We start from the raw sequence: 20,510 nt of genomic DNA, 5'->3' as shown, positions 1-20,510 counted from the left end.
CCTACGCGGCGGCGCGCGACGGGTGACTTTTGCCGATCCTTTGACAGAAGTTGTCGACAGGACGGCTGAACCGGGGTTACATTGTCCAGCGTTGTCATCGACGGGGAGACAGCGTTGTCCCCGCCGGTCCGGTCGGCCTCACGAGGAGCGAAGATGCTCGTACGCACGTCACCCCCACCACCTCGGAACGGCGTCGCCAGACGACGGCGCGGCATCGCCGCCCTCGCCCTCGGCGCCGTCGCCGTCACCGGTCTCGCCGCTCCCTCAGGGGCCGCAGACCTGCCCGAGCAGGAGCCCGGCGTCACGCTGCGGACCTTCCAGCTCGCGTCGGACCCCGGTGCGGTGTGCACCCTGAAGTCGGGCCAGACCCCGAACGTCGACAAGCTCATGCCGACGATCGACTGGACGACGGCCGAGCAGTTCGGTGCCGAGGACCGGTTCATCTCCCAGGTCACCGCCAACCTGACGGTGGAGACCGCGGGGCAGTACACCTTCCGCGTCACCAACGACGACGGCGCGATCGTCTACATCGACGACCAGCAGGTCATCGAGAACGACGGGCCGAACGACTCGACGTCCGTCGAGGGGAACGCCACGCTCACCGCTGGCGTGCACGCGCTCCGCGTCGACTACTACGAGGGCGGCGACAAGCAGCGCCTCACGCTCGCGTGGAAGACGCCGGGCAGCTCGACCTTCGAGGTCGTCCCCCAGTCGGTGCTGAGCACCGAGGCGGACGTCGTGCGCGTGACCGCGCCCGGCTACAAGTACTGCGAGGGCGACACCGACACCGCGGGCGACGGCCTGCGGCTCGACACCGTCAACCCCAACTACGAGCTCACCGACCTGCGCCCCGAGGGCTTCGAGCCCAAGGTCTCCGGTCTCGCGTTCACCCCCGACGAGAAGCTCGCCGTCGTCACGACGGGCGAGGTCAGCTCCGGCGGCTGGCGACCCGACCCGGTGTCGGGCGAGGTGTACTTCCTCGACGGCGTCGTCGACGCCGACGGCCCCGAGGACGTCACGGTGACGAAGGTCGCGGACGAGCTCCTCAACCCCATGGGCATCGAGGTCATCGAGGACTCGATCTTCGTCTCGGAGCGGTACCAGCTCACGCAGCTCACCGACCCCGACGGCGACGGGTTCTACGACGTCCACACGAAGATCGCGGAGTGGCCCGACGGCGGCAACTTCCACGAGTTCGCGTTCGGCCTCGTCCACGACGAGGACTACTTCTACGTGAACCTGTCCGTCGCGATCGACAACGGCGGCGCGACGACCAACCCCCAGCCGGCCCAGAACCGCGGCACGTCGATCAAGATCGACCGCGAGACCGGCGAGGTCACCTACGTCGCGGGCGGTCTGCGCACCCCCAACGGCATCGGCTTCGGCCCGGAGGGCGAGCTGTTCGCGACGGACAACCAGGGCGCGTGGCTCCCGTCGAACAAGCTCGTGCACATCGAGCAGGACCGGTTCTTCAACCACTTCACGAACCCCGCCGGGCCGTTCGACACCAACCCCGTGACCCCGCCCGCCGTGTGGCTCCCGCAGAACGAGATCGCCAACTCCCCGGGCAACCCGATCCTCGTCGAGGAGGGTGAGTTCGCCGGCCAGATGCTGCTCGGCGACGTCACCTACGGCGGCATCCAGCGCGCGTTCCTCGAGAAGGTCGACGGCGAGTTCCAGGGTGCGGTCTTCCGCCACACCGCGGGCCTCGAGGTCGGCGTCAACCGTGTCCTCACCGGGCCCGACGGCGCGCTGTACGTCGGCGGCACCGGCGAGGGCGGCAACTGGGGCGAGTCCGGCAAGCTGCGCTTCGGCCTCCAGAAGCTCACGCCCGTCAACGAGGACTCCTTCGACATGAAGGAGATGCGCGTCGTCGAGGGCGGCTTCGAGATCGAGTACACCGACCCCGTCTCCGACGAGGTCGTGGCGAACCTGGCGGACGCGTACCAGCTCAAGCAGTGGCGCTACGTGCCGACGCAGCAGTACGGCGGCCCCAAGGTCGACGAGCAGCCGGTGTTCGTCACGGACGCCCAGGTGTCCGAGGACCGCACGACCGTCACGCTGCAGGTGGACGGCCTCAAGCCGGGGCACGTCGTGCACCTGCGCTCCCCGCGGCCGTTCGCCTCGGCCGAGGGCACGGAGCTCCTCAGCACCGAGGCGTGGTACACGCTCAACTCGCTCCCGGGCTACGTCGCGCCGGCCGACCGCGGCTGGTACGAGGCCGAGACGGCGCAGCCGCTCGGTGGCTCCAGCATCGCCGCCGACCACAGCAACTACTCGGGCACCGGCTTCGCCGCCGGTATGACGAACGTGGGCTCCGGCCGCACGTTCACCGTCACCGTCGACGAGGCGGGGACCTACCCCGTGAACGTGCGGTACGCGAACGGCATCCACCCCTACACCGAGCTGCGGGCGAAGAACGTGTCGCTCCACGTCAACGGCGAGGACCTCGGGCAGTGGAACTTCCCGACGACCGGCGACTGGAAGAACTGGGGCACGCAGACGCGCGACCTCGAGCTCCAGGCCGGGACGAACACCATCACGCTCCGGTACGAGGACGGCGACGAGGGCAACGTCAACCTCGACGTCCTCTCCGTGGGCGAGACCCCGGACATCTGCACCCCGGGTGAGGTCGAGGAGGGCTACACCGCCCTGTTCGACGGGACGCTCGCGAGCCTCGACGCCGGGTGGCGCATGGCCGGCCCGGGCGGGTTCGGCCGGCAGGACGACTGCTCGATCCGCGGCGAGGGCGGCATGGGCCTGCTCTGGTACACGGCCGAGGAGCTCGGCGAGTACTCGCTCAAGCTCGACTGGAAGCTGTCCAAGGACGACAACGGCGGCGTGTTCGTCGGCTTCCCGAACCCGGGCAACGACCCCTGGGTCGCGGTCAACCAGGGCTACGAGATCCAGATCGACGCCACGGACGCCGACGACCGCACGACCGGTGCGGTCTACACGTTCCAGGGCGCTGACCTGGACGCCGTGGACGAGGCGCTCAACCCCGTCGGGCAGTGGAACGCGTACGACATCCGCGTCGAGGGAGACCGCATCCGCATCTACCTCAACGACGTGCTCGTCAACGACTTCACGAGCACCGACCCGGCGCGCGACCTGTCGAGCGGGTTCGTCGGCATCCAGAACCACGGCGGCGGCGAGATGGTCTCCTACCGGAACATCCGGGTGAAGGACCTCGCGGGCGCCGAGGACCTCGCGGTCGACGCGACGGCGCAGGTCCGCTGCCTCGCGGGCAAGACGTACGTGGCGGTGCGGGCGACCAACGCCGACACCGTGCCCGCGGACATCACGCTCACGACGCCGTTCGGGACGAAGACCGTGACCGGCGTCCAGCCGGGCGCGTCGGCGTACCAGTCGTTCGCGACGCGGGCGACGTCGGTCGAGGCCGGCGCGGCGCAGGTGTCCGCGTCCGGTGACGGCCGCACGGCCCAGCTCGACGTCGCGTACGACGCGGCGAGCTGCGGCTGACGCACCACCCAGGGGGCCTCGCGCCCGGCGTCACGCCGGGTGCGAGGCCCCCGCCCGTCCGCAGGGCCGTCCACAGGCCCGCGCCGGCCGGGCGTGACGGGAGCGCGGTCCGACGGCGCTCCCGTCACGACGTACGCTGCTCGGGCCACCGACCCACCGGTCGCTAGGCCTTTCCGCGCCCCGGCCCATGACCCGAGGCGCACCTCGACGAGGAGGAACCCATGCTCGAACGGCTCGGTCGCGCCGTGGCCCGACGACGCGGGCTCGTCCTCGCGCTCTGGGCGGTGCTGCTCGTGGCCGGGGCCGTCCTGGGCGGCGCCGTCTTCGACCGCACCCAGCCGATCGCCGACGCACCCGCGGGCAGCGAGTCGGCGCTCGCGGACGCGTGGCTGACCGAGGTCACGACCCCCACCGGGGAGGAGCCCGAGGGCGAGCTCGTCAGCGCGGTGATCAGCGGTCGCGACTTCTTCGACCCGACGCTCGTCGAGAGCGCGACCGCGGTCATGGCCGAGATCCGCGCCGTCCCCGGGGTCGTCGACGTCTACGACGCCTACACGGCCGGCGGGCTCATCAGCGACGACGGTCAGGGCTCGCTCGTGAACGTCGAGCTCGACCCCGCCCTGGACGACGACGCGGCGCTCGCCGTCGCGGACCAGGTCGCCGCGGCGCTGCGCACCGTCGACGCACCCGAGGTGCTGGTGGGCGGCGAGCTGCTCGCCGAGCGCGCGTTCGTCGACCGCGCCATGACGGACGCCGCCGTCGGCGAGGGGATCGCGCTCGCCGTGCTCCTCGTCGTGCTCGTCGTCGTGCTGGGTGGTCTGCGCGTCGGAGCCCTGCCGGTCCTCGCCGCCCTCGCGACGATCGCCGTCGCGCTGCTCGTGCTGTCGGGCCTGCTGGGGGTCGTCCCCGTCAACGAGTTCGCGGTGAACGTCGTGACCCTGCTCGGCCTCGGCCTCGCGGTCGACTACGCGCTGGTCGTCGTCGCGCGGTTCCGCGAGGAACGATCGCTCGCCCCGGACGAGGCGACCGAGGTCCTCGTCGGCCGGGCCGTCGCCACCGCCGGTCGCGCCGTGCTCGTCTCCGGCGTCGCCGTCGGCATCGCGCTCACCGGCCTCCTGCTGCTCGGCGACCCGCTGCTGTCCGGGATGGCCGTCGGCGGCGCCGTCGTCGTGCTCGTCGCGACCGTCGCCGGCCTCACGCTCGTGCCCGCCCTCGTCGCGACGTGGCACCGGCACGTCCCCGCGCCGGGGGTGCGGACGTGGTCCCGGCCATGGCTGCCGCGACCGGCCGCCGGCCCGGACGCCGCACGCCGGACCTCCACCGGCGCGAGGGACGCTGCCACCCCGGACCGGACCGCGGTGCCGGGCGGGACGACGTCGGGAGGGACGGGACTGCTGGGGCGCTTCGCGCGCCTGGCCCAGCGGCACGCGGTGCTCGTGACCGTCGGCGCGACCGCGGGGCTCCTCGTGCTCGCCGCGCCGCTCGGCTCGCTCACGCTCGGCAGCTCCGAGGTGCGGTCCCTCCCCGCCGACGCCGAGGAGCGCCGCGCGTACGAGGCCCTCACGACGGGGTTCTCCGACCTCGGCGTCGAGCCGGTCACCGTGATCCTCGACGCACCCGTCGACGACCCCCGGGTCCCGGACCTCCTCGACGAGGCCGCCGCGCTGCCCGGCGTCGCCGACGCCGGGCTGAACCTCGACGCCGTCGACCCCGACGTGACCGTCGTCGACCTCACGCCCGCCGGTGACGCGACCGGTGCCGAGGCCCAGCAGGTCGTGCGCGAGGTGCGCGAGCTGCGGGACGCCCGGTTCGGCGTCGGCGACGCGCAGAGCCTCGCCGTGCAGGTGGCCGGGCCCGCGGCCGAGGTCGTCGACACGCAGGCGCAGCTCGTGCAGCGCCTGCCGCTCGCGCTCGGGGTCGTCGTCCTCGCGACGTTCCTGCTGCTGCTCGCCCTCACACGGTCGGTCGTCGTGCCGGTCAAGGCGCTGCTGCTCAACGGACTGACCATCGCGGCGACGCTCGGCGCGCTCACCGCGATCTTCGGGTGGGGCTGGGGCGAGGGCGTGCTCGGGTTCGACTCCTGGGGCGCGCTCGACGTCACGACACCGCTGCTGCTGTGCCTGCTCGTCTTCGGGCTGTCGATGGACTACGAGGTCTTCCTCCTCGCGCGCATCACCGAGGAGTGGCGGCGCCGCGACCCCGCCGAGGACGCGCGTGTCGCGAACGACCGCGCCGTCCTGCGCGGGATCACCGCGACCGGTCCCGTGGTGACGACGGCGGCCGTCGCCATCACCATCGTGTTCCTCGGGTTCGCGATCGGTGACGTCGTCGCGATGAAGGAGGTCGGCGTCGGCATGGCGATCGCCGTCGTGCTGGACGTGACCGTGGTGCGCGGGCTGCTCCTCCCCGCGACGATGACGCTGCTGGGGCGGTGGAACTGGTGGCCGGGGTCGTCCGGGGGCTCCGCCGGCGTCGGGTCCGCCGACGGCTCCGCCGGGGTCGGGTTCGCCGACGTCTCCGCGGGGGCGGGGCGGGGCGTCCATCCGCCCCCCCGTTCTCGCGGGCTCCCCCAGCCCCCCACGACCCGCCCCACCCCCGCGGACACGTCGGCTCCCTGAGCGGCGTCACCACCCGCGCTCGCCGAGGTAGTACCCGGGTTGGGCGAGGTAGTACCCCGGTTCCGCGAGGTAGTACCGGGGTCACTCGAAGTAGTACCGCGGTTGCGCGAGGTAGTACCGCGGTCGCCCGAAGTAGTACCGCGGTTGCGCGAGGTAGTACCGCGGTCGTCGGGGAGGACCCTGGTCGGGGAGACCAGAGTCCTCCCCGTGGTCGTCAGACGTCGCGGAGGACCTCGGTGACGAAGCGGGCCGAGCGCTCGCGCAGGCCCTGGATGCGCAGCTCGATGAAGAGGTCGCGCATCGCCTGGTCGTCGCCCATCTCGGTCCGCGTCGGGGTCCGGCGGACGTTCGCGGAGCAGAGGAACTCGGTGCAGATGAGCGTGCCGACGGTGTTGCCGCGGCGGCCGGCGGCGCCGGTGCGACGTGCGACGTAGAGGCTGACGTCCTCCGTGACGACGACGTCCTCGCACCACGCGCACACCGCGCGCTTGCGCGGGCCGCCGGTCTTCGCGTCGGACGAGCGCAGCAGGATGCCGGTGGGCTCGCCGTCGAGCGGGACCACGGCGTACGACGCGAGCGGCGCCTTGCGATCACGCCACCCGAGGTAGTCGAGACGCTCCCAGTCGAGGGTGTCGAGGTCGGGGAGCGTCGCCTGCGCGGCCTCGCGCTTGGAGGCGTTGACGAAGGACGAGCGGATCTGCTTCTCGGTCAGGGGGTTCATGGGTTCACGGCTTCCGGTGCGGTCGGGTGCCGACGGCGGTCGGGGCGGCGCGGGCGACCGGGCACGGCCGTGCGCGGTGCACGACGGCGCTCCAGGCCCGGGCGACATGAGTCACCGGCGGCGGAGTGGGCGGGTGAGGCCCGACGTCGGGACCGGCCACGGGAGCGGGAAGAGCTCAGGGGCGGGCGGGCGACGTGCGGGTCGACGCGCTGGCCGAGCAGGCCGACGCGGCCACCTCGCAGCCTGCGGTGACGCCGTGCATCCGCTGTCTCCTCGTCCCTGTGACGTTCCGGCGCGGACCGGTCACGGCCCGCGAGGTCGGTCTCAGATGGTTGACCGACCCAACCATGGTGCCCCAGCGATCGCGTCGAGTCCACCGACTTCCCCGCCGAACCCCGGCGTGACGGTCACGAACGGTCGCCGCTGCCGCACGACCCGGGGCTCGGCGGGCGGGTGCCGCACGACCCGGGGTTCGGGCACGCGGACCCGGGGAACCGTCACCCGGCGGCGGAGCCGGCCACCGCGTCGCCGAGCTGCACGACGACGATCCGGTGACCGTCGGGGTCCTCGACGTGCGCGAACCGGTCACCCGTCTCGTCGTCGCTGCCGGGCCCGACGGTCGGCTCGACCCCGACGGACGAGAGCCGCGCGAGCTGCGCGTCGAGGTCGTCCACGTACAGCACGAGGTTCGGGAGGCCGAAGCGCACGAGCGGGGACGCGCCGTCGGGCAGCGGGACGAGCCACAGGCCGGGCTCGTCGACGCGGCCCGGGCCGACGTGGAGCAGGGGGAAGCCCTCGGTCTCGCCCCGGAACAGCGTCCCGAAGCCGAACCCGCCGGCCCAGAACGCGGCGCTTGCGTCGAGGTCCCGGCACAGCAGGACGGTGCGGCCGATCGTCGTCGTCATGCCGGGGAGCCTAGCCACGCCGACGTCGGCACGCGTGCCTGGTGAGGACGACCGGCATACCGTGGGACGACACCGGTCCGGGTACGGTGGAGCGCTGTCTGGAAGGTCGGTGATCGAGCCCGACCTCCACGAGACCTCAGAAGGAGTCACCGACATGACCACGAGCAGCGAGCAGGCGGCACGCAGCCCTCTTCCGACCGGCACCGAGGGCCGTGACATCCCCGGCCACGCCGGCGCGTTCGCACGGTTCGTCGTCTCGCTCGTCCTGTTCGTCGGCGGCATCGTCCTCATGGGCGCCGGGATGTCCCGTCCCGACGACGGGGTGTGGCTGTTCGTCGGCGGCATCGCCGCGTGCACCATCGCCTTCATGTGGCCGATGACGGTCACGGGCAAGACCGAGCGCTGACGGCCGCCCTGCCTCTCGCCGAGGTAGAACGACGGGTCGCGAGGTAGAACCTCACGGGTTCTACCTCGCGACCTGCGGTACTACCTCGCGACCTGCGGTACTACCTCGCGGACTGCGGTACCACCTCGCTACCTGAGTACTACTTCGCGGACTCGGCGAGCGTCGCCCGGACCGCCTTCGCCGCCTCGACGAGGTGCTCGAGCGACGGGACCGTCTCCTCGTAGCGGCGCGTCTTGAGGCCGCAGTCGGGGTTGACCCACACGACCTTCGGGTCGATCGCCTTCACCGCGAGCTCGAGCAGCTCGGTGACCTCCTCGGTCGCCGGCACCCGCGGGCTGTGGATGTCGTAGACGCCCGGTCCGATGCCGCGGTGGTAGCCGGCCTCGGCGAGCTCCGGCACGATCTCCATGCGGGAGCGCGCCGCCTCGACCGACGTGACGTCGGCGTCGAGCCCGTCGATCGCACCGATGACCTCGCCGAACTCCGAGTAGCACAGGTGCGTATGGATCTGCGTCGCCGGCTCCACACCCGACGTCGCGAGGCGGAAGGACCGCACCGACCAGTCGAGGTACGCCGCCTGGTCGGCGCGTCGCAGCGGCAGGAGCTCGCGCAGCGCGGGCTCGTCGACCTGGACGACCCCGATGCCCGCCGCCTCGAGGTCGGCGATCTCGTCGCGCAGCGCGAGCCCGACCTGGTTCGCGGTGTCGCCGAGCGGCTGGTCGTCGCGCACGAACGACCACGCGAGGATCGTCACCGGGCCGGTCAGCATGCCCTTGACCGGCTTCTCGGTGAGCGACGCGGTGTACGCGGACCACTCGACCGTGATCGGCGCCGGGCGCTGCACGTCGCCCCACAGCAGCGGCGGCCGGACACAGCGCGAGCCGTACGACTGCACCCAGCCGTTCGCGGTGACGGCGAACCCGTCCAGGTGCTCCGCGAAGTACTGGACCATGTCGTTGCGCTCCGGCTCGCCGTGCACGAGCACGTCGAGGCCCAGCTCCTCCTGCAGCCCGACGACGCGCGCGATCTCGTCGCGCATGGCCGACGTGTAGTCGGCGTCCGACAGCTCGCCCTTGGTCCACAGCGCGCGGGCACGGCGGATCTCCGGGGTCTGCGGGAACGACCCGATGGTCGTGGTGGGCAGGGGCGGCAGGTCGAGGCGCTCCTGCTGCGCGGCCGCCCGCTCCGCGTACGGTCCGCGCGCGAAGTCCCCGTCGGTCAGCGCGGCGGCACGCTCGCGGACGGCGGGGACGACGACGCCGCTCGCCCCGGCCCGCGACGCGACGGCCGCGCTCGACGCGGCGAGGGCGTCGGCCACCGCCTCGCGTCCGTCCGTGAGCGCGCGGGCGAGCGTCGCGACCTCGCCGACCTTCTGGTCGGCGAACGCGAGCCAGTCGCGCAGGCGCGGGTCGAGCGTCGTCCCGGTCGCGGCACCCGGCTCGGCGAACGTCTCGTCCTCGACGTCGTGCGGCACGTGCAGGAGCGACGTCGACGTCCCGACGGCGATGGCACCCAGGCCCGGCCCTGGGACGAACGTCTCGAGCAGGTCGAGCTTCACGTCGAGGTCGGCTCGCCACACGTTGTGCCCGTCGATCACGCCGAGGACGAGAGTCTTCCCGTCGAGCCCCAGCGGCAGGCCGTCGGGGAGGTCGGCGGCGACACCGTCGAGCGCGATCGCCTCGACGTCCGTCTCCGCCAGGACCGCGAGGAAGTCGTGGTACCGGCCGTCGGGACCGGGCGAGGTCTCGAGGCGCCCGTAGGGAGCAGCGACGAGGATCGCGGGCCGCGCGCCCTGTGCCGAACCCGGGATCTCTCCCGAGCCGGAAGGATCTGTGGGGAGCGATCCGGGGTTCGGCACCGGGCGGAGGTCGGTGGTGAGCGCGCGGTACGCCGTCTCGACCGCCGTAGTGAGCTCCTCGGCGTTCCCCGGGTCGGTGACGAGGATCGGCTCGTCGAGCTGGACCCACGGCGCACCCGCCGCGGCGAGCGCGCGCAGCAGGTCGGCGTAGGCGGCGACGACGTCGTCGAGACGGTCGAGCGGCGAGTACCCGGCGGGGGCGTCGTCGGCGGCCTTCGACAGCGCGAGGAACGTCACCGGCCCGACGACGACCGGCCGGGTCACGACCCCGGCCTCCTTGGCCTCGACGAACTGGCGCACGACGTGGTCGTCGACGAACCGGATCGGGGTGTCCGGACCGATCTCGGGCACGAGGTAGTGGTAGTTCGTGTCGAACCACTTGGTCATCTCGAGGGGTGCCCGCGAGTCCTGGCCGCCGGTGCCGCGAGCGACCGCGAAGTACCCCGCGAGGTCGAGCCGGCCCTCGGCGTCGGTGAGCCCGGCGAACCGGGACGGCACGGCGCCGAGCGTCGCGACGACGTCGAGCACCTGGTCGTAGAAGGAGAACGAGCCGGGGACGGACGCGTCGTCGGCGCCGAGGCCGAGGTCGACGAGACGCCGCACGGTCGCGAGCCGCAGCTCGCGCGCCGTGGCCTCGAGCTCGTCCGCGCTCGTGCGCCCGGCCCAGAACGCCTCGACGGCCTTCTTGAGCTCGCGGCGGCGCCCGATGCGCGGGTAGCCGAGGACGGTCCCGGCGGGGAAGTCGACCGGAAGGTGGGTAGGGGAGGGTACGGAAGTGGCCATGTCGATACCTCTAGCTGGTCCGGGAGGACCGGTCAGACGGGCTAGCCGTGCGTGGCGGCGCTCGTCGTGGGCAGGGAGGTGCCGGAGACCCACGGCCCGCTGGCCAGGTCCGGGACGCCCGGGAGGTCGACGACGGCCGAGCCGTCGTCGCCGTCGCTCCCGCGCGTCCCGCCGCCGAGGTGGACACCCTCGAGCAGGTCAAGTGCGGCGTGGTGCTTGTTGAACGTGTACACGTGCAGGCCCGGCGCACCGGCGTCGAGGACGCGCTGCGCGAGGTCGACCGAGTACGCGATCCCGTAGGCGTGCTGCGCCTCCGGGTCGGGGAGGGCGTCGAGCGCGTCCAGCAGGTGCTGGGGAGCGGGGACGCCCGTGAGCTCCTCGACGCGACGGAGCCTGCGCGGCTCCGTCGTGGGCAGCAGCCCGGCGAGGATGGGGATCGTCACGCCGGCCGCGCGGGCCTCCGCGACGAAGTCGGTGTACGACGACGCGTCGTAGAACAGCTGGGTGATCGCGAAGCTCGCGCCCGCCTGCTGCTTCTGCAGGAGGCGCTGCACCTCCTGCGTGCGCGTGGTGCCCGCGGCGCGGTTCCCGTCCACGAACGTCGCGACGGCGATCGTCAGCGGTCGGGCCGCGCCGCGCAGCGCGAGCGACGGGTTCGCCGCGCAACGGGAGGCCTCGACCTCGCGCAGGAGCGCGACGAGCTCGATGCTCGACCCCACGCCGTCGGGCGAGGGACGCCATTCCGGCTGGTCCTTGGGCGGGTCGCCGCGCAGCGCGAGGAAGCTGCGGACGCCCGCGTCGAGGAAGTCGGTGATGACGTCCTGCACGTGCTCGCGCGACGCACCCACGCACGTGAGGTGCGCGATCGCGTGCACGGGCGTGCCCTGGAGGAGCCGGCCGATGACGTCGAGCGACGTCTGCCGGTCGTTGCCCGCCGCGCCGTACGTCACGGACAGGAAGTCCGGCTGCGTCGCGACGAGCCGGCGCGCGGTCTCCCAGAACTTCGGCGCGGCGTCCGGGCGCCGGGGCGGCATGAGCTCGAACGAGATCGTGGGGCTCGCCGCCTCGGCGTGGGCGCGCCGGACGGCGTCGGCGACGCTCACGGCGCGACCTCGCGCGGGGGCTGCGCGGCCGGGCGCGCCGACGTGCGGACGGGAGCGCTCGCCGTCGGGCACGGAAGGCCCGGACGGTGCGCGAAGGATGCCTCGTTGACCATAGTCACTCCATCGACCCTGGCGTTAGCACCTTTGTCCTCGGGAGGCTTCCGTCGGCGGGTTGCTGCGGTGTCGTCGAGCCAGGACTCTCGACCGCTCTGGATGGTTCACCCGATCCTAAGCGCTATCCGCCATGCGGTCGAGGGCGCTCGTCAGGTGAGACGCGCCGTCGGCTAGCGTGAGCCCGTCGCGACACCTGCCCACGGAGGACCATGAAGACGACCGCAGCGCTGTTCTCCCGGCAGGAACGGCTCACCAGGGCGCTGGCGAAGGAGCTCGCTGCCCCCCAGGCTCCAGGGTGGGAGAGCATCTCCTTCTGGGCCCACGTCGTGGACGACCGGGTGCAGTCGTCGGTCTCTCTCCTGCGCGAAGGGACGCCAGACGCGGTCGGACCCCCGACGCCCAGGTTCTGGGAGCTGCTCGACACGTTGCGCGCCGTCATGGCCCGCCGCGGCCGGGGCACGTGGTTCGGGATGTCTCTCAGCGTCCCGGCCAAGGGCCGCGCGACGGCGACCTTCGACGGCGACCGCGAGCCGCTGATCGTGCCCCCGCCCTCCTACGAGAACTTCGGAAGGGACGCGGCGCGGTTCCCGCGCGACGTCGAGCACCGTCCCGCGTGGTTGCGCGAGCGGCTCTCCTGGGCGGCGTTGACGCCGGCGCAGCTCGCGCGCGCCGAGCTGGGGCGCTCGCACATGGAGGTGCCGATCTACGGCGGTACGCGGCAGCTGTTCCCCGTGTCCGTCGTGCCTGACGACGTCGTCGTGGTCACCGACTCGTGGACCGGGGCCCGGGCGTTCGTCGCCGCGGACGGGACGGTCCGCGTCGTCGAGGGCGAGCAGAGGACGCGCCCGAGCCCCGGGCCGCAGCCTCCCGCGCCGCCCCGTGGAAGCTGGCCCGGCGACGCGCCGTGAGCCGACCGGCCGCCTCAGGAAGCGCGCGCGGTGGACGCCCCCGGACGGCGCGGTCGTTCCGGGACGTGCAGCCGGCGCAGGATCCGGTCGGCCCGCAGCGGGGGACCGCGGCGGTCGAGCCGCGACACGACGACGACCGTCGCCGTCGCGAGCGGGATCGTCCACGCCGCAGGCTGGGCGAGGAGCGCCCGCACCCACCCCGGCACGTCGCCGTCCGCGCCCGACGGCGACACCCCGTAGCCGGTGACGACCGCCGAGGACGCGAGCAGCGCCGTCGCGCACAGGACCGCACCCACGACCATCCCCGCGACCGCGCCGCGCGCTGTGAGGCCTCGCCACCACACGCCGAGCAGGATCACGGGGGACAGCGCCGACGCGGCGAACACGAACACGGTCCCGACGCTCGTGACGAGGCCCTGGGGGATGGTGAGCAGCGCGACGGCGAGCGGGACGACCGTGCACGCGACCGCGGACCAGCGGAACGAGCGCACGGTGCCGCCGAACAGGTCCTGGCTGACGACCCCCGCGAGCGCCACGACGAGCCCGGACGACGTCCCGAGGAACGCCGCGAACGCGCCCGCGACGACGAGCGCCGCGAGCAGCTCGCCGCCGACTCCCGGCACGAGGCGCGTCGGCAGGGTGAGCACCACGGTGTCGGCGAGACCGGGTTCGGCGAGGTCCGGTGCGACGACCCGGGCGACGAGTCCCAAGGTGCTCGACACCATGTAGAACACGCTGATCATGACGATGACGACGACGGTCGTGCGCCGCGCGGACCCGCCGTCGGGGCTCGTGTAGAAGCGGACGAGCACGTGGGGGAGGCCGATCGTGCCGAGCAGCAGGGCGAGGAGGAGCGACGTCGTCGCGTAGACGTCGGAACCGGCCGGGCCCTGCGCGTGGGGGAACACGACGGCGGGGTCGTGCGCGGGCGCGTCGGCGAGCGGGCCGGCGTCGGCGCCGAGCGCGAGGAGCAGGAACACGACGGGCACGGCGAGGGCCGTGAGCTTGACCCAGTACTGGAACGCCTGGACGTACGTGATGGACCGCATGCCGCCCGCCGCGACGACGGCGCACACGACGACCGCGACGCCCACCGACCCGACCCACGGCGGGACGGGGGCGACGGCGGCGATGACGAGAGCCGCGCCGTGGAGCTGCGGCACGACGTACAGCCACCCGATGACGAGCACGAGGACGCTCGTGACGCGCCGCGCGGTCACGGAGTCGAGCCGGGCCTGGACGAAGTCGGGGATCGTGTAGGCGCCGCTGCGGCGCAGCGGTCCCGCGACGAAGAGCAGCACGAGCAGGTAGCCCGCGGCGTACCCGACGGGGAACCAGAACGCCTCGGAGCCCGCGAGCAGCGCGAGCCCGGACAGCCCGAGGAACGTCCCGGCCGACAGGTACTCGCCGCTGATCGCCGACGCGTTCCACACCGGTCGCACCGTCCGCGACGCGACGAAGAAGTCGCTCGTCGTGCGCGAGATGCGCAGCCCGTAGACGCCGATGAGGACCGTCGCGAGCAGGAGCAGCCCGACGGCGACGAGCGGCAGCGCGGTGCTCACGCGTCCTCCGCGGTCTGTTCGCCGGGTGCGTCGTCCGGCTCGGCGAGCGCCCGGAAACGCCTCTCGTTGCGCGCCGCGGCGACGGCGAACACGACCGCGAACGCGACGATCACGGGGTAGAAGCCGTACGCGTGGACCAGCCAGGGGAGCGGCACGCCGGCGACGACGACCTCGTCGAGCGCGCTCGTGGTCGTGACGAGCAGGGCGAGCAGGAGCACGGCCACGAGGAACGTCCCGGCGCACGCGAGGGCGAGCCGCAGCTGGGCGCGTGCGAGGCTGCGGGCGTAGACGGTGACGTCGTCACCCGCCTCCACGGCGCGGGGCGGCCGGGCCGTGGTGCCCGACGGCGCGGGGTCGGGCAGGAGGGCCGGAGCGCCGGGGCCGGCGGGCGGAGCGGGGTCGGTCGAGCGGACGCGCACGCGGCGGGCGCGCCGGTCGTCGAGCGGGTCGCTCACGACGGTCGCCGCCGGGGGCGCAGGAACGCGTCGCGCACCGCGGGGAGCATGCGCCGGCTCACGGGCACCTCCTGTCCCGCGACGACGAGCACGGGCCGCGGCCCGCCGAACCGCGCCGCGGTGACGGCGCCGCGTTGCACGAGGTACGAGCGGTGGACGCGCAGGAAGCCGGCCTCCGCCCAGCGCTCCTCGAGGTCGGTGATCGGCTCGCGCACGAGGTAGGAGTCGGCGTCCGTGACGAGGCGGGAGTAGTCGCCCTGCGCCTGGACCCAGCGCACCGCGCTGCGCCGCACGACCCGGGTCGTCTGGCCGACGGTCACCGCGAGGGCCTCGTCGTCAGGGGTGGTGTCGCCGGCCGGGGGCCGCTCGCCGGCGTCCCCGGGTGGGCGGCGCCCGTCGTCGTCCGCGGGCGGCCGGTCCGACGGCGGCTCGGCGGGCGGCGCCGGGCGGCCGGCCTCGACACGGGCGACGACGCGCTCGACGGCCCGCGCCAGGCGCTCGCGCCGCACGGGCTTGAGCACGTAGTCGACGACCTCGAGGTCGAACGCCTCGAGCGCGCGGGCCTCGTCCGCCGTGACGAGCACGACGGCGGGCCGGTGCACGAAGCGTGACAGCGCCCGCGCGAGGTCGAGCCCGCTGAGGCCGGGCATGTGGATGTCGAGGAACGCGGCGTCGAGCCGTTCCTCGGCGAGGACGCGCAGGGCCTCCGAGCCGGTGGACGCCGTGCGCACGGACCGGACGTGCGGGTCGCGCCCGAGCATGGCGGCGAGCTCGTCGAGCACGGGCCGCTCGTCGTCGGCGACGAGGACGTCGAGCGTCGGCCCGCCCGTCGTGCCCGGGGTCGTCCCGCGGTCCGTCGCGCCGGGGCCCGTCGTCCCGGGTGTCGTCACGGGCGGGCCTCGGTCTCGTGCAGGGGCTGCGAGAGGGGGATGCGCATCCGCACCATGGTGCCGGACCCGGGGGCCGTCTCGATCTCCAGGGCGTGGTCGTCGCCGTAGAGCTGGCGCACGCGCGTGTCGACGTTGCGCAGCCCGACGTGTCCCGCGCGGTCGCCGACGAGCACGGCGTGCAGCGTCGCGGGGTCCGTGCCGACGCCGTCGTCCTCGACCGTGATCTCGGTCTGCGTCCCCTCCGCGCGGGCGGTGATGACGATGGTCCCGCCCTCCTCGCGCGGCTCGAGCCCGTGCCGCACCGCGTTCTCGACGAGCGGCTGGACCGACAGGAACGGGATCGTCGTGGCCAGCACCTCGGGGGCGATCCGCAGCGTCACGGTGAGGCGCTCGCCGAAGCGCGCCCGCTCGAGCTCGACGTACGAGTGGATGCTGCGCAGCTCGTCGGCGAGCGTCGTGAAGTCGCCGCGGTCGCGGAACGAGTAGCGCGTGAAGTCGGCGAAGTCGAGCACGAGGTCGCGGGCCCGCTCGGGGTCGGTGCTGATGAACGCCGCGATCGCGCCGAGCGCGTTGTAGACGAAGTGCGGGCTGATCTGCGCGCGCAGCGCCCGTAGCTCGGCCTCGGCGAGCGCGGTGCGCGACGCCTCGAGCTCGCCGAGCTCGAGCTGGGCCGCGCACCACTGCGCGACCTCCTCCGTGGCGCGCACGAGCGGCGGTCGCACGCGGTCGGCGAACGCGACGACGGCGCCGACGACCGCGTCGCCCGCGACGACCGGCGCCCCCACGGCCTCGCGCTGCGCGTACGTGCCGACGTCGACCGTGCCCGACGGCGCGTCGCGCGCCGGGCGGTCGTCCCGCCCCTCGGAGACCTGGCGCCGTCCGGTCGAGACGACCTGCTCGGCGAGGCGCCGCGCGTCGGGCACGAGGTGCGACGGCCCGTCGAGGGCGAGGACCCCGTCGCGCGTGACGATCGCGAGCGCGTCGCACCCCAGGAGGGTCCGCAGCGACCGCGCGGCGCGGCGGACGTCGTCGCCGTCGAGCCCGTCGCGCAGGTGGGTCGCGGCGCGCGAGGCGAGGTGGAGCGTGCGGAAGGTGGCCTGCTCGGAGTCGCTCCCGAGCTCGCGCGTGCCGCGCGCGAACCGGAGCGCCAGGACGAGGCCCGCGGTGATGAGGACCCCGACGACGAGGCCGGCGGCGACGCCGGCGAGCACGGGCCCGGTCATGCAGCGATCGTAACGAGCCTCGACCGCGGACCGGGTTCCGCCGAGCACGACCTGAGGGTCGTCATCGGCGTGATGACGACCCTCAGGTCGTGGTCGACAGTGCGTGGCGTCGTTCTCGGCCGCGAGGGCGTCAGCAGCAGCGCGAGCCCGGGTTGGCGTCCTGCTCGGCGTGGCGCGCGCGCCAGAACTCGCGCTCGCTGACGACGTCGCACCCCGGGTGCGCGGCGCGCTGGTGCGCGACGTAGGTGGGGTACGCGTCGTCGCCCATGACCTGCCGGACGTACCAGCGGACGGCGGCCGCGGCGTCGTGCACCCGCCGGCCCGCGGTGCGGAGCCCCGCCACGACGGTCGCGCGGACCGTCGTGGCGGAGCCCTGCGGGTCCTGTCGCACCGTCACCGGTGCCCCGTCGCGACAGGACGCTTCTCGGCCGGCAGTGCCGACCACTCCTTCTCGAGGGACTTCTCCGCCGGGCCGGCGACGAGCCCCGCGGGCGCGAACCGGCGCGACGGGACCGCCGGGTCCTCGTGGTTCTCGCCACCGCCGGCGCGCAGCGCCTTCACGGTCGTGACGACCGAGGCGATCATGACGACGATCGCGAGGACCACGAACACGATCGACAGGGTGCCCTGGACGAAGGTGTTGCGGACGACGGCCTCCATCGCCTCGACCGATCCCGCCGTGCCGAACGACGTCTCGCCGGCGTCGAGCGCGTCCTGGAACGCGTTGTGCTGCGCCCAGTACCCGACCGCGGGGACCGGCGAGAAGATCTTCTCGAACGACGCCGTGATCGTCACGACCGCGGTGAACGCGAGCGGCAGCGCGATGATCCACAGCCAGCGGAAGTAGCTACGGCCGCGCTTGGTGACGATCGCCAGCACGACGGCGAGCGCGATGGCGGCGAGGAGCTGGTTGGCGATGCCGAACAGCGGGAAGAACGTGTTGATGCCGCCGAGCGGGTCGGTCACGCCGAGGTACAGGATCGACCCCCACCCGGCGACCATGATCGCGGTGCACAGCCAGACCCCTGGCCGCCACGTGACCTCGCGGAACTTCGGCGCGACGTTGCCGATCGTGTCCTGGAGCATGAACCGCGCGACCCGCGTGCCGGCGTCGACGGCGGTGAGGATGAACAGCGCCTCGAACATGATCGCGAAGTGGTACCAGAAGCCCATCATCGCGGTGCCGCCCACGAGCTGCTGCATGATCGTCGCGAGACCGAGCGCGAGCGTCGGGGCGCCGCCGGTGCGGGACACGATGGACGGCTCGCCGACGGCCTCCGCGGTCGAGGTCAGCATGTCGGGCGTGAGGTTCACGCCCATGAGCCCGAGGCCGTTGACGAACGCGACCGCGCCCTCCACCGTGCCGCCGGTCGCGGCGGCCGAGGAGTTCATCGCGAAGTAGATGCCGCGGTCGATGGAGATGGCCGCGACGAGCGCCATGATCGCGACGAACGACTCCATGAGCATGCCGCCGTAGCCGATGAAGCGCGTCTGGCGCTCCTTCTCGACGAGCTTCGGGGTCGTGCCGGACGCGATGAGCGCGTGGAACCCGGACAGCGCCCCGCACGCGATCGTGACGAAGAGGAACGGGAACAGCGACCCGGAGACCACCGGGCCGGTCTCGCCGCTCGCGAACTCGCTGATCGCGGGCACGGTGATCTCGGGCCGCACGACGATCACCGCGACCGCGAGGACGACGATGACGCCGATCTTCATGAACGTCGACAGGTAGTCGCGCGGCGCGAGGAGGAGCCACACGGGCAGCACGGCCGCGACGAAGCCGTAGACGATGACGCCCATCGCGATCGTCGTGCGGTCGAGGTGGAACATCTCCGCGCCCCACGCGGTGTCCGCGACCCAGCCGCCGCCGATGATCGCGGCCATGAGGAGCACGAAGCCGATGATCGAGACCTCGGTGATGCGGCCCGGTCGGAGGTAGCGCAGGTAGACGCCCATGAACAGCGCGATGGGGATCGTCATGGAGACGCTGAACACGCCCCACGGGCTCTCGCCGAGCGCGTTGACGACCACGAGCGCGAGGATCGCGACGATGATGATCATGATGAGCAGGGACGCGACGATCGCGGCCGTGCCGCCCACGCGACCGAGCTCCTGGCGCGCCATCTGGCCGATGGTCCGGCCGCCGCGGCGCATGGAGAAGAACAGGACGAGGTAGTCCTGCACCGCGCCCGCGAGCACCACGCCGACGATGATCCAGATCGTCCCGGGCAGGTAGCCCATCTGCGCGGCGAGCACCGGCCCGACGAGCGGTCCGGCACCGGCGATCGCGGCGAAGTGGTGGCCGTAGAGCACGCGGCGGTCCGTCGGGACGTAGTCCTTGCCGTCCTCGCGGACCTCGGCGGGCGTCGCACGGCGGTCGTCGGGTCGCGTGATGTACCGCTCGATGACCTTCGAGTAGAAGCGGTACGCGATGAAGTAGGTGCACACCGCGGCGAACACGAACCAGATCGCGTTGACCGTCTCGCCGCGCACGACGGCGAGCATCACCCACGCGATCCCGCCGAGCAGCGCGACCGCGGACCAGACCGCGATCCGCGTCGGGGTCCAGCGCGGGGCGAGGTCGTCCTCGGGGACGGCGGTCGGGGGGAGCGCGGGATCGGGGACGATCTCCGGCTCGGGGGCCGCGGGTCCTTCCGCGGTCCGGGTGGACGATGACACAGGAGCCTCCCAGGGCGTCGCGTCGTTGCGTTCGACACGAGCAGGCTAGAGACGCAGGTCACACCGTGACGTGCCCGCCGGGACCGGCGGTCCAGGGGTGCGACGAACGGTGGTCGGCGTGCGACGAGCGGTGCGTCGCTGCTGCCGTCGACGCCCGGCCGCGCGACGATGGCGACGTGGAGGACGACCGTGCGGTGGACGGAGACCGTGCCGTGGACGGAGACCGTGCCGTGGACGACGGCCGGACCCCGACGCTCGACGCGCCGCCCGTCCGGCTCCGCGCCTGGCGGCCCGACGACGCGCACGTCGTCGTCGAGGCGTCGCAGGACCCGCTGATCCCGCTCGTGACCACGGTCCCTCGCACTGCGGACCCCTGCGCGGTGGACGCGTACGTCGCGAGGCAGCGCCGACGGCTGGCCGACGGGGTCGGCTACTCGTTCGTCGTCGCGACGGCCGACGACGACCACGCCGTCGGGCAGCTCTCCGTCCTGCTCCGCGACGCCGACCACGGTCGGGTCAGCATCGGGTACTGGGTCGCGGCGAGCCGCCGACGGCGGGGCTACGCGGGAGCGGCGCTGCGGGTCGCCGCGGACTGGGCGCTGGGCCTGCCGGGCATCCAGCGCGCGGACCTCTTCGTCGAGCCGTGGAACGAGGGCTCGTGGCGCGCCGCGGAGCGCGCCGGCTTCGTCCGGGAGGGGCTGCTGCGGGGGTGGCAGCGCGTCGGCGGGGAGCGTCGCGACATGTACGTCTACGGGCGCCTGATCGACTGAGCACGTCCCGGCTCGTCGCCGGGCGGGTGGGC

Annotated in this window: 15 protein-coding genes and 1 riboswitch; of the genes, 5 read left to right on the top strand and 10 right to left on the bottom strand. The window is 73.4% G+C overall.

What is annotated here, in order from left to right:
• The first annotated feature begins 153 nt into the window (after positions 1–153).
• Together NFS20_RS15980 and NFS20_RS15975 are read left to right on the top strand one after the other, a co-directional pair.
• Positions 154–3,483 (top strand): 3-keto-alpha-glucoside-1,2-lyase-like domain-containing protein, encoded by a 3,330-nt coding sequence (locus NFS20_RS15980; protein ID WP_251152795.1) that lies wholly within the window; start codon positions 154–156, stop codon positions 3,481–3,483.
• A 221-nt stretch (positions 3,484–3,704) separates the two neighbouring features.
• Positions 3,705–6,101: an MMPL family transporter gene (locus NFS20_RS15975; protein ID WP_251152794.1), complete on the top strand. Its 2,397-nt coding sequence runs from the start codon at positions 3,705–3,707 to the stop codon at positions 6,099–6,101.
• A 214-nt stretch (positions 6,102–6,315) separates the two neighbouring features.
• Here the strand turns inward: NFS20_RS15975 and NFS20_RS15970 are convergent, their stop codons facing one another.
• Both NFS20_RS15970 and NFS20_RS15965 read right to left on the bottom strand, forming a co-directional pair.
• Positions 6,316–6,822, bottom strand: a complete 507-nt coding sequence (locus NFS20_RS15970; protein ID WP_251152793.1) for an FBP domain-containing protein — start codon at positions 6,820–6,822, stop codon at positions 6,316–6,318.
• 497 nt (positions 6,823–7,319) lie between these two features.
• Positions 7,320–7,727 (bottom strand): VOC family protein, encoded by a 408-nt coding sequence (locus tag NFS20_RS15965; protein ID WP_251152792.1) that lies wholly within the window; start codon positions 7,725–7,727, stop codon positions 7,320–7,322.
• Between the two features lie 154 nt (positions 7,728–7,881).
• On the opposite strand from NFS20_RS15965, the gene NFS20_RS15960 reads away from it, so the two are divergent.
• Positions 7,882–8,133 carry a hypothetical protein gene (locus NFS20_RS15960; protein WP_251152791.1) on the top strand — a complete coding sequence of 84 codons (252 nt, stop codon included), beginning with the start codon at positions 7,882–7,884 and terminating at the stop codon, positions 8,131–8,133.
• A gap of 139 nt (positions 8,134–8,272) precedes the next feature.
• Here the strand turns inward: NFS20_RS15960 and metE are convergent, their stop codons facing one another.
• Complete coding sequence (gene metE / locus NFS20_RS15955; protein ID WP_251152790.1) at positions 8,273–10,774, bottom strand: 5-methyltetrahydropteroyltriglutamate--homocysteine S-methyltransferase; 2,502 nt, start codon at positions 10,772–10,774, stop codon at positions 8,273–8,275.
• Between the two features lie 41 nt (positions 10,775–10,815).
• Positions 10,816–11,877, bottom strand: a complete 1,062-nt coding sequence (locus NFS20_RS15950) for a methylenetetrahydrofolate reductase (RefSeq protein WP_285821142.1) — start codon at positions 11,875–11,877, stop codon at positions 10,816–10,818.
• A 117-nt stretch (positions 11,878–11,994) separates the two neighbouring features.
• Positions 11,995–12,097, bottom strand: a riboswitch (SAM riboswitch).
• A gap of 103 nt (positions 12,098–12,200) precedes the next feature.
• Between NFS20_RS15950 and NFS20_RS15945 the strand changes: the two genes are divergently transcribed.
• A complete protein-coding gene (locus NFS20_RS15945; protein WP_251152789.1) occupies positions 12,201–12,899 on the top strand; it encodes a hypothetical protein in 699 nt (232 codons plus the stop codon).
• 14 nt (positions 12,900–12,913) lie between these two features.
• Here the strand turns inward: NFS20_RS15945 and NFS20_RS15940 are convergent, their stop codons facing one another.
• From NFS20_RS15940 to NFS20_RS15915, 6 genes are all read right to left on the bottom strand, one after another.
• Positions 12,914–14,461, bottom strand: coding sequence for a sodium/solute symporter (locus tag NFS20_RS15940; RefSeq protein ID WP_251152788.1), 1,548 nt, complete (start codon positions 14,459–14,461; stop codon positions 12,914–12,916).
• Complete coding sequence (locus NFS20_RS15935; protein WP_251152787.1) at positions 14,458–14,916, bottom strand: heavy metal transporter; 459 nt, start codon at positions 14,914–14,916, stop codon at positions 14,458–14,460. The genes NFS20_RS15940 and NFS20_RS15935 overlap by 4 nt, the downstream gene beginning before the upstream one ends.
• Positions 14,913–15,806: a LytR/AlgR family response regulator transcription factor gene (locus tag NFS20_RS15930; RefSeq protein WP_285821141.1), complete on the bottom strand. Its 894-nt coding sequence runs from the start codon at positions 15,804–15,806 to the stop codon at positions 14,913–14,915. The genes NFS20_RS15935 and NFS20_RS15930 overlap by 4 nt, the downstream gene beginning before the upstream one ends.
• Positions 15,803–17,029: a sensor histidine kinase gene (locus NFS20_RS15925; protein ID WP_251152786.1), complete on the bottom strand. Its 1,227-nt coding sequence runs from the start codon at positions 17,027–17,029 to the stop codon at positions 15,803–15,805. The genes NFS20_RS15930 and NFS20_RS15925 overlap by 4 nt, the downstream gene beginning before the upstream one ends.
• A 130-nt stretch (positions 17,030–17,159) precedes the next feature.
• On the bottom strand, positions 17,160–17,426 hold the full coding sequence (locus NFS20_RS15920; RefSeq protein WP_353050470.1) for a YbdD/YjiX family protein: 267 nt from the start codon (positions 17,424–17,426) through the stop codon (positions 17,160–17,162).
• The gene (locus NFS20_RS15915; protein WP_502800827.1) at positions 17,423–19,708 is read right to left on the bottom strand and encodes a carbon starvation CstA family protein; all 2,286 of its coding nucleotides are present in this window, start codon (positions 19,706–19,708) and stop codon (positions 17,423–17,425) included. The genes NFS20_RS15920 and NFS20_RS15915 overlap by 4 nt, the downstream gene beginning before the upstream one ends.
• Before the next feature lie 212 nt (positions 19,709–19,920).
• Between NFS20_RS15915 and NFS20_RS15910 the strand changes: the two genes are divergently transcribed.
• On the top strand, positions 19,921–20,478 hold the full coding sequence (locus NFS20_RS15910) for a GNAT family N-acetyltransferase (protein WP_251152785.1): 558 nt from the start codon (positions 19,921–19,923) through the stop codon (positions 20,476–20,478).
• Positions 20,479–20,510 lie beyond the last annotated feature (32 nt).

This window comes from Cellulosimicrobium sp. Marseille-Q4280 (assembly GCF_943181405.1).
Lineage (GTDB): Bacteria > Actinomycetota > Actinomycetes > Actinomycetales > Cellulomonadaceae > Cellulosimicrobium.
The sequence above is the reverse complement of the archived record's forward strand: the minus strand, read 5'-3'. Positions and strand labels throughout refer to the sequence as shown.

What these genes read in the sequence shown, in the direction of transcription:
- NFS20_RS15980 (WP_251152795.1), top strand. Translation starts at nt 154, where the DNA reads ATGCTCGTACGCACGTCACCCCCACCACCTCGGAACGGCGTCGCCAGA.
- NFS20_RS15945 (WP_251152789.1), top strand. Translation starts at nt 12,201, where the DNA reads ATGAAGACGACCGCAGCGCTGTTCTCCCGGCAGGAACGGCTCACCAGG.
- NFS20_RS15970 (WP_251152793.1), bottom strand. Translation starts at nt 6,822, where the DNA reads ATGAACCCCCTGACCGAGAAGCAGATCCGCTCGTCCTTCGTCAACGCC.
- NFS20_RS15925 (WP_251152786.1), bottom strand. Translation starts at nt 17,029, where the DNA reads ATGACCGGGCCCGTGCTCGCCGGCGTCGCCGCCGGCCTCGTCGTCGGG.
- NFS20_RS15965 (WP_251152792.1), bottom strand. Translation starts at nt 7,727, where the DNA reads ATGACGACGACGATCGGCCGCACCGTCCTGCTGTGCCGGGACCTCGAC.
- metE (WP_251152790.1), bottom strand. Translation starts at nt 10,774, where the DNA reads ATGGCCACTTCCGTACCCTCCCCTACCCACCTTCCGGTCGACTTCCCC.
- NFS20_RS15960 (WP_251152791.1), top strand. Translation starts at nt 7,882, where the DNA reads ATGACCACGAGCAGCGAGCAGGCGGCACGCAGCCCTCTTCCGACCGGC.
- NFS20_RS15975 (WP_251152794.1), top strand. Translation starts at nt 3,705, where the DNA reads ATGCTCGAACGGCTCGGTCGCGCCGTGGCCCGACGACGCGGGCTCGTC.